This window comes from Streptomyces sp. NPDC059499, assembly GCF_042749285.1.
Classification (GTDB): domain Bacteria; phylum Actinomycetota; class Actinomycetes; order Streptomycetales; family Streptomycetaceae; genus Streptomyces.
In genome coordinates this window covers 158,481-171,995 of record NZ_JBHYTT010000003.1, presented here as the reverse complement: position 1 = coordinate 171,995, position 13,515 = coordinate 158,481, and the positions used below count along the sequence as shown (strand labels likewise).

Annotated in this window: 10 protein-coding genes; 8 read left to right on the top strand and 2 right to left on the bottom strand. The window is 70.8% G+C overall.

Features of this window, described 5'->3' with window-relative positions:
* The first annotated feature begins 346 nt into the window (after nt 1–346).
* From leuS to ACFW9O_RS09560, 5 genes are all read left to right on the top strand, one after another.
* The gene (gene leuS, locus ACFW9O_RS09580; RefSeq protein WP_384606914.1) at nt 347–3,214 is read left to right on the top strand and encodes a leucine--tRNA ligase; all 2,868 of its coding nucleotides are present in this window, start codon (nt 347–349) and stop codon (nt 3,212–3,214) included.
* Between the two features lie 210 nt (nt 3,215–3,424).
* Complete coding sequence (locus tag ACFW9O_RS09575) at nt 3,425–4,117, top strand: hypothetical protein (protein WP_384606911.1); 693 nt, start codon at nt 3,425–3,427, stop codon at nt 4,115–4,117.
* Nucleotides 4,118–4,229: 112 nt separating this feature from the next.
* Nucleotides 4,230–5,075, top strand: coding sequence for a DegV family protein (locus ACFW9O_RS09570; RefSeq protein ID WP_351173383.1), 846 nt, complete (start codon nt 4,230–4,232; stop codon nt 5,073–5,075).
* A 1,009-nt stretch (nt 5,076–6,084) separates the two neighbouring features.
* A complete protein-coding gene (locus tag ACFW9O_RS09565) occupies nt 6,085–6,861 on the top strand; it encodes a helix-hairpin-helix domain-containing protein (RefSeq protein WP_384606907.1) in 777 nt (258 codons plus the stop codon).
* The gene (locus ACFW9O_RS09560) at nt 6,858–9,407 is read left to right on the top strand and encodes a ComEC/Rec2 family competence protein (RefSeq protein ID WP_384606905.1); all 2,550 of its coding nucleotides are present in this window, start codon (nt 6,858–6,860) and stop codon (nt 9,405–9,407) included. The genes ACFW9O_RS09565 and ACFW9O_RS09560 overlap by 4 nt, the downstream gene beginning before the upstream one ends.
* A gap of 80 nt (nt 9,408–9,487) precedes the next feature.
* Here ACFW9O_RS09560 and ACFW9O_RS09555 read toward each other — a convergent pair whose 3' ends face one another.
* Nucleotides 9,488–9,943 (bottom strand): pyridoxamine 5'-phosphate oxidase family protein, encoded by a 456-nt coding sequence (locus ACFW9O_RS09555; RefSeq protein ID WP_384606902.1) that lies wholly within the window; start codon nt 9,941–9,943, stop codon nt 9,488–9,490.
* A 100-nt stretch (nt 9,944–10,043) separates the two neighbouring features.
* Here ACFW9O_RS09555 and ACFW9O_RS09550 point away from each other — a divergent pair, with 100 nt between their 5' ends.
* A complete protein-coding gene (locus tag ACFW9O_RS09550) occupies nt 10,044–10,877 on the top strand; it encodes an arylamine N-acetyltransferase (RefSeq protein ID WP_384606899.1) in 834 nt (277 codons plus the stop codon).
* Nucleotides 10,878–11,074: 197 nt separating this feature from the next.
* A complete protein-coding gene (locus ACFW9O_RS09545; protein WP_384606895.1) occupies nt 11,075–11,959 on the top strand; it encodes a YceI family protein in 885 nt (294 codons plus the stop codon).
* A 136-nt stretch (nt 11,960–12,095) separates the two neighbouring features.
* Here ACFW9O_RS09545 and ACFW9O_RS09540 read toward each other — a convergent pair whose 3' ends face one another.
* Entirely contained in the window at nt 12,096–12,341 is a 246-nt protein-coding gene (locus ACFW9O_RS09540; protein ID WP_351173344.1) for a hypothetical protein, read from the bottom strand.
* A gap of 73 nt (nt 12,342–12,414) precedes the next feature.
* Here ACFW9O_RS09540 and holA point away from each other — a divergent pair, with 73 nt between their 5' ends.
* Nucleotides 12,415–13,401 (top strand): DNA polymerase III subunit delta, encoded by a 987-nt coding sequence (gene holA / locus ACFW9O_RS09535; RefSeq protein WP_351173341.1) that lies wholly within the window; start codon nt 12,415–12,417, stop codon nt 13,399–13,401.
* Nucleotides 13,402–13,515 lie beyond the last annotated feature (114 nt).

The following is a 13,515-nucleotide window of genomic DNA, read 5'->3' as shown; positions in this document are numbered from 1 at the left end:
GTTGCCCCGATAGAGGGCAGTACGCGGAGTAACCCCCGGAGTGTGTGGGTACTGCGTAGAGATCGTGGTGAAGTCGTGGGGCATCGGCCTGTGTGCGCGACGCCCCTGGCGGGTCCCGTGGACGGGTATGTGCCCGGCGGCGTTCCGGGGCTGTGCGGTACCCTGACGCCATGCGTGCCGTACGCCTTCTGCTTAGCGAGCCGCGCTGATCACTCCCGACCGGTGAGAATGCCTGGTCGGACTCGGCGCGGCGTCCCCTCCTGTGCGAGGGGATTTTTCGTTTCCGTAGACGTGTGTCCGTAGACGTGGGCGCCGGCAGATGACGATCGATGGAGCTTTGAGGATCATGAGCGAGACGAATTCCGCAGTCGAGGTGGCTGCGCCGCACCGCTACACGGCAGCGATGGCCGCCGACATCGAGGCACGCTGGCAGGACTTCTGGGACGCCGAGGGGACGTACGAGGCACCGAACCCCACCGGTGACCTGGCGGACAATCCGGAACTGGCCGCCAAGCCGAAGAAGTTCATCATGGACATGTTCCCTTACCCCTCGGGTGCGGGTCTGCACGTCGGCCACCCGCTGGGCTACATCGCCACCGATGTCTACGCCCGCCACCAGCGGATGACCGGGCACAACGTCCTGCACACCCTGGGCTTCGACGCCTTCGGCCTGCCCGCGGAGCAGTACGCCGTGCAGACCGGTACGCACCCCCGGGCCTCCACCGAGGCCAACATGGAGAACATGAAGGTCCAGCTGCGCCGGCTGGGCCTGGGTCACGACAAGCGCCGCTCCTTCGCGACGATCGACGCGGACTATTACAAGTGGACCCAGTGGATCTTCCTGCAGATCTTCAATTCCTGGTACGACACCGAGGCCGACCGGGCCCGCCCGATCGCCGAACTGATCGCCCAGTTCGAGAGCGGTGAGCGCCCGGCACCGGACGGCGGCGAGTGGAGCGCGCTGAGCACGGCCGAGCGCGCCGACGTCCTGGGGCAGTACCGCCTGGCGTACGCCTCCGACGCACCCGTCAACTGGGCGCCGGGGCTGGGCACCGTACTGGCCAACGAAGAAGTGACGGCCGACGGCCGTTCCGAGCGGGGCAACTTCCCCGTCTTCAAGGCCAAGCTGCGCCAGTGGAACATGCGCATCACGGCCTACGCGGACCGGCTGCTGGACGATCTGGACGGGCTGGACTGGCCCGAGGCCATCAAGCTGCAGCAGCGCAACTGGATCGGTCGCTCCGAAGGCGCGCGCGTCGACTTCCCGGTCGACGGAGCCGGTGACATCACCGTATTCACCACCCGTCAGGACACCCTGTTCGGTGCCACCTACATGGTGCTGGCACCCGAGCACGAGCTGGTCGAGCGGATCATCCCCGCGGCCTGGCCCGAGGGCACCCACCCGGTGTGGACCGGTGGTCACGCCAGCCCCGCCGAGGCCGTGACGGCGTACCGCAAGCTGGCCGCCGCCAAGTCCGACGTGGAGCGCCAGGCCGAGGCCAAGGACAAGACCGGCGTCTTCACCGGCGCGTACGCGACCAACCCCGTCAGCGGCGCGAAGGTCCCTGTCTTCATCGCCGACTACGTCCTGATGGGCTACGGCACCGGCGCGATCATGGCCGTACCCGCGCACGATTCACGGGACTTCGCCTTCGCGCGCGCTTTCGAGCTGCCGATGCGTTGCGTCGTCGAACCGTCGGACGACCGCGGCACCGACCCGTCGACCTGGGAGAACGCCTTCGCCTCGTACGAGGCGAAGCTGGTCAACTCGGCGAACGACGAGATCTCGCTGGACGGTCTGGGCGTCGTCGACGCGAAGGCGAAGATCACCGAGTGGCTGCAGGAGCACGGCGTCGGAGAGGGCACCGTCAACTTCCGGCTGCGTGACTGGCTGTTCAGCCGGCAGCGCTACTGGGGCGAGCCCTTCCCGATCGTGTACGACGAGGAGGGCATCGCTCACCCGCTGCCCGAGTCGATGCTGCCGCTCGAGCTGCCCGAGGTCGAGGACTACTCGCCGCGCACCTTCGACCCGGAGGACGCCGACACCCAGCCCGAGACCCCGCTGTCCCGGAACGCCGACTGGGTCAACGTCACGCTGGACCTGGGCGACGGCCCGAAGAAGTACCGCCGCGAGACCAACACCATGCCGAACTGGGCGGGTTCCTGCTGGTACGAGCTGCGTTACCTGGACCCGCACAACGACCGGCAGCTGGTCGACCCGGCGATCGAGCAGTACTGGATGGGACCGCGGGAGGGCCAGCCGACCGGTGGTGTCGACCTGTACGTCGGCGGCGCCGAGCACGCCGTGCTGCACCTGCTGTACGCGCGTTTCTGGTCCAAGGTGCTGCACGACCTGGGTCACGTCTCCTCCGCCGAGCCGTTCCACAAGCTGTACAACCAGGGCATGATCCAGGCCTTCGTGTACCGGGACAGCCGAGGAATCGCCGTCCCGGCCACCGAGGTCGAGGAGCGCGACGGGGCGTACTACCACCAGGGCGAGAAGGTCAGCCGTGTCCTGGGCAAGATGGGCAAGTCCCTGAAGAACGCCGTGACACCCGACGAGATCTGCGGCGAGTACGGGGCGGACACGCTGCGCCTGTACGAGATGGCCATGGGGCCGCTGGATGTCTCGCGGCCGTGGGACACACGGGCCGTGGTGGGCCAGTACCGGCTGCTGCAGCGGCTCTGGCGCAATGTCGTCGACGAGGAGACCGGTGAGGTCACCGTGGTCGACACGGAGCCCGACGAGGACACGCTGAGGGCGCTGCACAAGGCCATCGACGGTGTCGGCCAGGACATGGCCGGGATGCGCTTCAACACCGCCATCGCCAAGGTCACCGAGCTGAACAACCACCTGACGAAGTCGGGCGGCCCGCTGTCGCGGTCGGTCGCCGAGCGGCTGGTGCTGCTGGTCGCACCCCTGGCTCCGCACGTGGCGGAGGAGCTGTGGCGCCGGCTGGGCCACAGCGAGTCCGTCGTGCACCAGGACTTCCCGGTCGCCGATCCGGCATATGTCGTGGACGAGACCGTCACCTGCGTGGTGCAGATCAAGGGCAAGGTCAGGGCACGCCTGGAGATCTCCCCGTCGATCACGGACGAGGAGCTGGAGGCTCTGGCGCTGGCCGACGAGAGCGTCGTGGCCGCGCTGGGCGGAGCCGGGATCCGCAAGGTGATCGTGAGGGCTCCGAAGCTGGTCAACATCGTCCCCGCGTGACGACCGGGGCCCGGTGACCCGGTCCGGTGACCCGGTCCGGTACGGCTCAGGGACCGCTCCAGGCGGTCGCGGAGCCCTGCCGGACCGGTCTTGGGGCTTTCCCCTACGGGCAGGTTGGGGGTTCCGATGGAACCCCTGGCCTGCCCGTTCCGTTTACCGTAGAAGGGGCGGCCGCACACCGGCAGCCGAATCGAAAACCGAGGGGCGTTCATGGAAGCCGTGATCCTGATCCTGACGCTGCTCTTCGTCGCGTTCATGGCGCTCGGGGTGTACGCCGGAGTGAAGGCCGTCCGCGCCGCCAAGCGTGGCGTGGACCGCACGATCACGCAGGCGCGCCGCTCCGTCGAGGACACCGCGCTGCGGGCCAAGAGCTACGGCCAGCCGGGCGTCCAGGGGGAGCTCGCGCAGCTGCGGCTCGCTCTGCGGACGTCGATGCGGGCCACCCAGGACGCACTCGGTGCGGGGGTGGCGGAGGATTCCTCGCTCTCGGAGTCGATGGGACTCTTCCAGCGGCTCAGCGCGCACGGACGAGAGCTCGACAACGAACTGAAGAGGCTGGAGCGCGAGCCCGACCGGGCGACGGTCGCCACGCTGCTCCCGAGCCTGAAGGAGCGCACGGAGCGCATCACGCACTCGGCGGAGTCGCTGCGCTGGGCGGCGCGTGACAGGGCACGGCAGTTCGCCGACGACGACCTGGCTGCGCTGAACGCCCAGATCGACGTGGAGGCGGGTGCCCTGCGGCACTGGACGACGGAGGAGCCGTCGACGCAGGACGGTGCGACGGCGCAGAGCTGGAGCGGCCCGGCAGACGAAGAGGCACCGCAGGCGCTCACGCCGCCTGACCCGCGACTGCAGACGGGGTACCCGTGGCAGAAGTCCGCCAGGCCGGAGACCACGAACTGACCCGGAACGACAGTGACCGGGACCGGCAGGAATCGTTCCGGAACGACTGGGAATGATCGGCAGGGCGGGCCCGAGCTGCCGTGCCCCCGCCCCGGAAGGTAATCTCCGGCTCATGTCCCGCCATGTCGCGATCGTCACCGATTCAACGGCCTACCTGCCGCGCCAGACGATGGAACGGCACGGCATCACCGCAGTGCCCCTGACCGTTGTCCTGGGTGACCAGGCTCTGGAGGAGGGCACGGAGATCTCAGCCAGGTCGCTGGCTCTGGCCCTGCAGAAGCGCCGCTCCGTGACCACGTCCCGGCCCAGCCCCGAAGTCTTCGCGGCCACCTACCGTGCCGCGGCCGAGGCCGGAGCCACCGGCGTCGTCTCCCTCCACCTGTCGGCCGAGTTCTCGGGCACGTACGACGCCGCACTGCTTGCCGCGAAGGATGCGCCGGTGCCGGTGCGGGTGGTGGACACCGGCATGGTCGCGATGGCGCTCGGATTCTGTGCGCTGGCCGCGGTGGAGGCGGTCGAGGCGGGCGGTGACCTGGACGCGGCGGTCGCGGCGGCGGAGAAGCGGGCGGCCGGTACATCGGCGTACTTCTACGTCGACACACTGGACTACCTGCGCCGGGGAGGCCGCATAGGCGCCGCCCAGGCGCTGCTCGGCTCCGCGCTCGCGGTGAAACCGCTGCTCACTCTGGACGGCGGACGTATCGAGCTGCTGGAGAAGGTGCGGACGGCGTCCAAAGCGATCGCACGGCTCGAGGAGCTGGTCGCCGAGCGGGCCGGTTCGGGCGCGGTGGACATCGCCGTGCACCACCTGGCCGCGCCTGAGCGGGCGGACCGGCTGGCGGAGCGGCTGCGCGAGCGGGTTCCGGGGCTGGTCGAGCTGCATGTCAGCGAGGTGGGCGCGGTGATCGGGGCACATACCGGACCCGGGCTGTTGGCGGCAGTGGTTTCGCCTCGTTGATGCCGGCGCCGGCCGCACCCGTTGACCAACCGTTGATCCTTTTCTGTGATCCCGTCCATTGATCCCAGCCATTGATTCCAGCCCTGAGTCCTTCAGCTGATTCCGGTGATCATGCCCTGCGTCCGGCCGTCGGTCTCACTCCGGCGGGTGAGCGAAATATTCACAACTGGCAAGTTATCCACCGGAATTGAGGCTTCCGAACGGAATTCGCCGGAAGTGTCTAGCGTCGTGACACATGGCCCTCCGATCACCGCACACAGCCAGCCGCGCAACTATCCGACCGACCAGCCGCGCCGCACATCGCGCCACGCGTGGGCCAGGGCACAGGTACGGGCATGTGCCCGGATCGCCCCCTGACCCTGGCCCGATTCCGGGCTCTGCAGAACATGCCCGGCACGGTCCTGGCACCGGTGCTCCCCGCGCGGGCAGTGGTCCCGGCGTCCGGCCCGGGGGAGCGGCGGGTACCGGGCCAGGCGCCCGCCGTGGTCATCGGCGCAGGGCTGGGCGCGAACGCGATGCCGAGGTCGCGACGGCTTCACGTCGCCGCGCGGACGCGCTGATGGGGGCGTACGGAGGGGTTGGCGGCCGGCACGCGAGGCGAACGGTCGCCCCTGCTACGGTCCCTGCCCCCGCTGGGGTGATGATCCCTGCGGCGACCCCTGCGACGGCCGGAACCAGTGCTCCGGTGGTAGGCCCTCCACCCGTCACAGCCCGTACGCCGGTCGTTCCCCGCACTCCCGCCGCACCCCCTGCGCCCGCCCCGGCCCCTGCTCCTGCTCCTGCCTCCGCCCCTGCCGTGGCCCTTCCACGGGACTCGGTCCACTTCGGGGGGCCTTCTCCGGCGGTTTCCGCAACGGTTCAGGCGCCCGCTCGCGTTCCCGGCCCCGCCTCCGCCCGTGTGCGTGGCGCCAGGCCGATTCCCTCCTGGGCATCGGCCTCCACGCCGACTGCGAGCCCTGTCGCCGCCCGGGCGACCGCAGAGCCGGAACAGGTTCGTGGCGTACCGCCCGTGAGCGGAGGTACGACAGCGGTGTCGCGGTGGTGGCGTGCTCTCGGGCCCGCCCTGCGGGAGCGGTTACCGCTGTGGGTGCAGCTCCGGTGCGGTCTGGAACCAAAAGCGCTCACAGCGCTCGCCGTTGTCCTCGCAGGGGCCGCGGCCCTGGCCGCCACGCACTTCTGGTCGGCGCGCCCCCAGCCCGTACACGCCCCCGAGCAGGTGAAGGAGGCCGCAGCGGCGCACCCGGTCGCGCCGGGATCCTTCGACTCGCAAGGCGGCCCCGGCCTGATGCCCGGGCCGTCTGCCGGGTCGCCGCCCACCGCAGCGATGGGCGGACAGATCGTCGTCGATGTGAGCGGCAAGGTGCGGCGCCCGGGAATCCAGCATCTGCCCGCTGGTTCGCGCGTTGCCGACGCACTGCGCGCGGCGGGAGGAGTTCGCGAGGGCACGGACGTCACCGCGCTCAACCGGGCGCGGGTTCTGACGGACGGCGAGCAGGTCGTGGTGGGCGTGCCCGCTGCGCAGCCCGCCGCAGGCGGATCGGCAGGCGGATCGGCCGGCGGCGGAGACGGGCGGGGAGGGCAGGCGCGACCCCTGGCGCCGGTCAGCCTGACAACCGCCACTGTCGAGCAGTTGGAGACACTCCCCGGAGTCGGACCGGTACTTGCCCAGCACATCGTCGACTACCGCACCGAGCACGGGGGTTACCGGTCCGTCGACGAGCTTCGCGAGGTGAACGGGATCGGTGACCGCCGGTTCGAGGATCTACGGCCGCTGGTCAGGCCATGAGCAGCGTCGACGTCCATAGGACCACGGGTGGTCGACTGGGTGCCGCCGATCCGCGTCAGGAAGGTCCGGTCGATCTCCGGCTCGTCCCGCCCGCCCTGGCGGCTTGGGCCGCGGCCGCGCTCGCCCTCGTGGTGCCGGGGCAATGGGCTGCAGTGGGGGCTGTCGTCTGCACCTGCATCGCCCTGGGGCTCCTGGCGGTGCCTCGGCTGCCGGCCAGGGCGGGACGGGCCGGGACCGGTGGGTGCGCCGGTGGTGACCCGCCCACCGGGGGAGCCGGCGGGGTGTGGCGGCCCGGGGCCAGGGCGACAGCCGCTGCCGCGGCACTGCTCTGTGCTGCCGCTGGGGCCGCGGCGGCGGGGCTCCACGCGTCGGATGTGCGAAGCGGCCCAGTTCCCGGCCTGGCGCGGGACCACACCCGGGTCGAGGCGGAGGTGACGGTCACGTCGGATCCGCGGCAGACCCGGCCGCAGGTCCGGGGTGACCACAGCACCCCCGTATCCCTGCTCCTCGACGCCGAGATCGATCGGCTGACGGCTCCCGGGGGTGCTGCCACCAGGCTTCGCACCCCGGTCCTCGTCATGGTCGCGCCCGGTGACGCGGCAGCGCAGTGGCGTCGGCTGCTGCCGTCGACCAGGCTCCGTCTGAGCGGACGTCTCGCACCACCGCGCCACGAAGGGGAGCGACTTGCCGCGGTGCTCGGCACCGACGCCGACGAGGCCCCGCGGATCATCGGCCGGCCGACATTCCTCCAACGCACGGCGGGAGAGCTGCGCGCCGGACTGCGGAAGGCGACGGACGGGCTCGAACCCGATGCGCGGGCGCTCCTGCCCGGGTTGGTGGTCGGTGATACCTCCCGGGTCCCACCCGAGCTGCACGACGCTTTCAAGGCGACCGACCTCACCCACCTGCTCGCTGTCTCGGGCGCCAACCTGTCGATCCTGCTCTTCCTGCTGATCGGCCCACCGGGCACCGCCCTTCGTAGCGAACGCGGAGGTCTGGCACCCCGGTTGGGAATTTCCCTGCGGATGACCGCACTGACCGGTGGTGGGGTCGCACTCGCCTTCATCCTCGTCTGCCGCCCCGAGCCGAGTGTTCTGCGCGCGGCGGCCTGCGGTCTGATCACGCTGCTCGCCATCGGCACGGGACGTCGCAGATCGCTCCTTCCCGCGCTGGCCGCCGCTGTCCTGCTGCTGGTGCTGTACAACCCGTGGCTGGCCCGCAGTTATGGATTCCTGCTGTCCGTGCTGGCCACCGGGGCCCTGCTGACGCTCGCGCCGCGTTGGAGCAGTGCCCTGCAACGGCATCGTGTTCCGCCGCGGCTCGCCGAGGCGCTGGCCGCCGCAGGCGCCGCTCAGGCGGTGTGCGCCCCGGTGGTCGTGGTCCTCGCCTCACGGGTCAGCCTGGTGGCGATCCCCTGCAATCTGCTGGCCGAGTTCGCGGTGGCGCCCGCGACCGTCCTGGGGTTCGCCGCGCTCGCTCTCGCCCCGATGGCCATGCCCGTGGCCGAACTGCTCGCCAGGGCCGCCGGGTGGCCGGTCGGATGGATCGCCTCGGTGGCCCGCTACGGAGCGGGCCTCTCGGGAGCGGAGGCGGACTGGCCGGGAGGCTGGCCGGGGGCGGCACTCCTCGCCGGTCTCACCGTCGCCGTCGCGCTGTCCGCCCGCCGTCTCGCCCGCCATCCCTGGGTCTGTTCGGCCGCAGGCCTTCTCCTGGTCCTCGCCGTACTGAGGCCGGTGCCGCTCACCCGGATCATGACCGGATGGCCGCCTCCGGGCTGGGCGTTCGCGATGTGCGACGTGGGGCAGGGTGACGCCATGGTGCTCGCTGCGGGCGAGGGCACGGGGGTCGTCGTCGACACCGGTCCCGATCCCCGCCTCGTCGACCGATGCCTGCGCGACCTCGGCATCACGCGCGTACCGCTCCTCGTACTCACCCACTTCCACGCCGACCATGTGCGGGGCCTGCCGGGTGCGCTGCGTGGAAGGCAGGTCGGAGCGATCCAGACGACGAGCCTCGGCGAACCGGCGGAACAGGCCTCGTTCGTGAGGAGGACGGCGGCTGCGGCGCGCATTCCCGTGGTGCCGGCGCTTCCCGGGGAGCGCCGACGGATCGGTCCGCTCGACTGGCGGGTCCTCTGGCCGCCGGCAGAGTCGCGAGGCAGAGCGCCCGCCTTCGTCACCGAGGAGCCGAACGACTCCAGCGTCACCCTGTTCGTGCGATCCGGCGGGCTGACCCTCCTGCTCCTCGGTGACCTCGAACCCCCGGCCCAGCAAGGGGTGTTGCGCAGCTACCCAGTACTGCCCAGGGTGGACGTACTCAAGGTGGCGCACCACGGCTCCGCCTACCAGGACCCCGCCCTTCTGCGCAGCGTTCGTCCCCGGCTCGCCCTCATCTCGTGCGGAGCGGACAATCCGTACGGACATCCGGCGGCCCGTACGGTCGAGGCTCTCGGAGCGGCGGGAGCGAAGGTTCTGCGTACCGATACCGACGGTGCGATCGCGGTGACGGGCGCCGGGGCGGAACTGCGTGCGGCAGGTAGCTCATGAGCGCGCTGGGCAGGTCGCCAGTGAGTGCGCGCGGCGGGTCGCTCGTGAGCGCGCGGCCTTGGCGGTGCGGCGGCCACTCGTCAGACCAGCCAGCTCCCCTCGATCATCAGCTCGCGCCCGGTCAGCTCGTTCTGCTCCCGCCACGCCTTGACGGTGTCCGGGGTGATGCGCAGGTACACCCATGCAGGTCGGCCTCGCGGGTCCCAGTGGAGCTTCGAGGTGAACGCGTCACCGGACTCGGCAGGGAGCTCCGCCCCCTCCACGATCTCGGCCGTCCCCTCTATGAGCACCACATCACGGGTGTGCCCCAGGGTGACCCTGGCCTGTCCGGACGGCGTCACGTTGACCGCTGTCGGATTGGTCCGCCGGGTGGCCAGCAGCAGCGTCCCTCGGTCCCACACGAAGGACAGCGGCACCAGGCAGGGCACGCCGTCCGCCGAGGCTGTGGCAACCCAGGCGTCGTCGTCCTTCTCCAGGTGATCGAGCACGTCCTGCTTGCGCTGCTCCGGACCGCGCGCCGGCTCTCGCTTCGTCATGGTCCACACGCTAGCCACCAGCCGTGTCCACCACCTCCGTCGACGGTCCTAGGACCCGTGGCTGATGGCGCAGTACCGCGAACCGGGACAGAATTCCGATATGAACGAGGAATCGCTGGAGCTCCGGGAGACCGCCGACATCTCCCCCCGCACATGGGCCGATGCCTACCTGGAGCGCATCGGCGCCGCACGCCCCGCCCGCTCCGACGCGGCGGCCCTGCGCGAGCTGCAGCTCCGCCACCTGATGACGGTGCCCTTCGAGAACCTGGCGATCCACCACGGCGAGGACATCGTCCTGGAGGACAAGAGGCTCATCGAGAAGGTCGTGACCGACCGGAGAGGCGGTTTCTGCTACGAGTTGAACGGCGCCTTCGCCGCGTTGCTGAGTGCGCTCGGCTTCCGCGTCACGCTGCTCCAGGCGCGGATCTTCGGCGACGGCGGGCGGCTCGGCATTCCGTTCGACCACATGGCGTTGCGCGTGGAGACCGACGACGACACGGGCCCCTGGCTGGCCGACGTGGGGTTCGGCGACCACGCCGTACAGCCGCTGGCGCTGGACGACCGTACCGAGCAGGAGGACCCCATCGGTGTGTTCCGCTTCAGGCCCGCTCCGCAGGGGGACCTCGACCTGCTGCGCGGCGGATCGCGGCAGTTCCGTCTCGATCTCCGCCCACGGGCGCTGGCGGACTTCCGGGCAGGGTGCTGGTACCACCGGACCTCGCCGGACTCCTACTTCAGACGTTCCCTCGTCTGCTCCCGGCGCACCGGCACCGGGCGCGTGACACTCAGCGGCCGCACCCTGATCACGACCGTTGGGGGTGAGCGACGGGAGACGGAGCTGGACACCGACGCGGAGGTACTGGCCGCTTACGAAGACCACTTCGGGCTGCGTCTCACCTACCTGCCCGAGGTGCGTCGGATCCCGAATGCCTGACATGTGCGGCACACACAAGCGGAGCGATCAATTCGGACCTTCGGTAACACCTCGCCACAACCCCTTCCGAGCCCCTGCGTTTGCCTCGAACGTCGCATCAGTGATCGAATGTCCCTTCGTCGGCGGGCCGCTGCTCCGACAACGACGTCCAGCTGTCAGGGGTCCGAGGTGAGAACCGCCCTGGGGAGTACGCGCGCATGTTCGGCCGTTGGCTAGGCAACAAGGCGAAGTCCGGCAGCACAATCAGCAGCCCCTTCGCCGGACTCGCAGTCCCACGCACCGCCGGTCTGCTCAGCTGCCGGGTGCTCGACCCCGTCAACGAACCGGTGCGCAACGCCGAGTTCGTCCTTTCCGACAGCGCGGGCCGCAAGGCCGTCGGCGGGGAGACGGACCCGTTCGGGAGCGTCGTCGCCACCGTTCCGGCGGGTGACTACCGACTCGCTGTCACGGCCGAGGGTTTCACCCCGTTCCACGGCCCGGTCACCGTCGTCGAGAGCGGTCACGCGAGCGTCGGCGACGTGACCCTCCAGGTGTCCACGCCTCCGCAGCTTCCCGACCCGGGCGACTGGGACATCGAACCGACGCACTCCCAGATCGGTTTTACGGCACGTCATATCGGCATGGCCCGGATCCACGGAAGGTTCAACACCTTCGCCGGCGCCGTCCGGATAGCCGACCGCATGGAGGACTCCGCCATGCACGTGGTCATCGACGCCGCGTCGATCGACACGAACGTCCAGATGCGCGACGACCACCTGCGCTCCAGCGACTTCCTCGACGTCGGGCGCTACCCGACCCTCGAGTTCTACAGCGAGCGCTTCATCCACCGCGGTGGAAGCCGCTGGGGCGTCAGCGGCGCGCTCACCCTGCACGGTGTGAGCCGCACCGTCACCTTGGACACCCAGTACCTCGGTCTGGGCAACGGCCTCGAGGGTGAGACCCGTGCCGCATGCCGGGCCACCACCGAACTGCACCGCGAGGACTTCACGCTCACCTGGCAGACGATGCTGGCCCGCGGCATCGCGGCGGTCGGCTCGAGCATCGAGATCGACATGGACATCCAGATCGTCCCCAAGAGCTGATCCGCCCCGAGAACTGCCCACGCGCCCGGCCGGCCCCGAGGACCGGGATCCTGCCCTCGTGCCAGGCCCGCCCCCGTGCCGGCCCGTTCCCCGGTCCCGGCCCGTTCCCTGGCCCCGACCGGGATGCAGGCCGCCGCTACGGTGCCTCCAGCCACCCCTCGTACTCCGCGGCGAACGCGTCCAGCGCCGCGGAGTCCAGCCGCCCGGCCGGATCCTCCACGACCACCAGCCACTGGGCGTCCTCGGCATCGTCCTCGCCGGCGAGGGCGTCGCGTACGAGCTGAGGCTCCTCGGTGACGCCGAACCGGTCGGCGAGTTCCTCGGCCGCGTCCTCCGCCGTGTCGCGGTCGGGCAGCACCAGCACATGTCTCACATCGCTCACCCGGTCATTCTCCGGTACGCCCGGGCGGGCAGCCCCGCCGCCCTGTCACAGGGGCGTGGGATGCTGGACCGCGATGGCCACCAGAAGTAGTTCCACCGACAATCCGCTCGCCCCCGTGACGCTCGCCGTGGGCCAGGAGGACCTGCTCCTGGACCGTGCCGTGCAGCACGTGGTGGCAGCGGCACGCGCCTCCGACGCCGACACGGACGTCCGCGACCTCTCCTCCGACCAGCTGCAGCCCGGCACGCTCGCGGAGCTGACCAGTCCGTCGCTCTTCGCCGAGCGCAAGGTCGTGATCGTGCGCAACGCACACGACCTCTCCGCCGACACGGTCAAGGACGTCAAGGCCTACCTGGCCGCGCCCGCCGAGGAGATCACCCTCGTGCTCCTCCACGCGGGTGGCGCCAAGGGCAAGGGGCTGCTGGACGCGGTACGGAAGGCGGGGGCCCGCGAGGTCGCCTGTCCCAGGACGACCAAGCCTGCCGAGCGGCTCTCCTTCGTACGGTCGGAATTCCGGGCCCTGGGGCGCTCCGCGACCCCCGAGGCGTGCCAGGCCCTGGTGGACTCCATCGGCAGCGATCTGCGGGAGCTGGCCGCCGCCGCATCGCAGCTGACCGCGGATGTCGAGGGCACCATCGACGAGGCGATCGTCGCCCGCTACTACACGGGCCGGGCAGAGGCGTCCTCCTTCACGGTCGCCGACCGCGCGGTCGAGGGCAGGGCGGCGGAGGCGCTCGAGGCGCTGCGCTGGTCACTCTCCACCGGGGTCGCCCCCGTCCTGATCACCAGCGCGCTCGCGCAGGGCGTGCGGGCGATCGGCAAGCTGTCGTCGGCCCGGGGCGGACGCCCCGCGGACCTTGCCCGCGAGCTCGGTATGCCGCCGTGGAAGATCGACCGGGTGCGCCAGCAGATGCGCGGATGGACCCCGGACGGTGTGGCAGCGGCCCTGATCGCGGTCGCGGCGGCCGACGCGGGGGTCAAGGGCGGCGGGGACGACCCTGCGTACGCCCTGGAGAAGGCCGTGGTGGCTGTCGCGCAAGCGGCCCGCTCCGGGCGTTAGGGGCGCCACGCCGACCGACGCGTTCCCGAACGCACGGCATGAAGCGCACACACCGAAAGCCCCGGTCGCCGTCCTGGGGAGGACGGTGGCCGGGGCCTTCGGTTCACGCTTTGG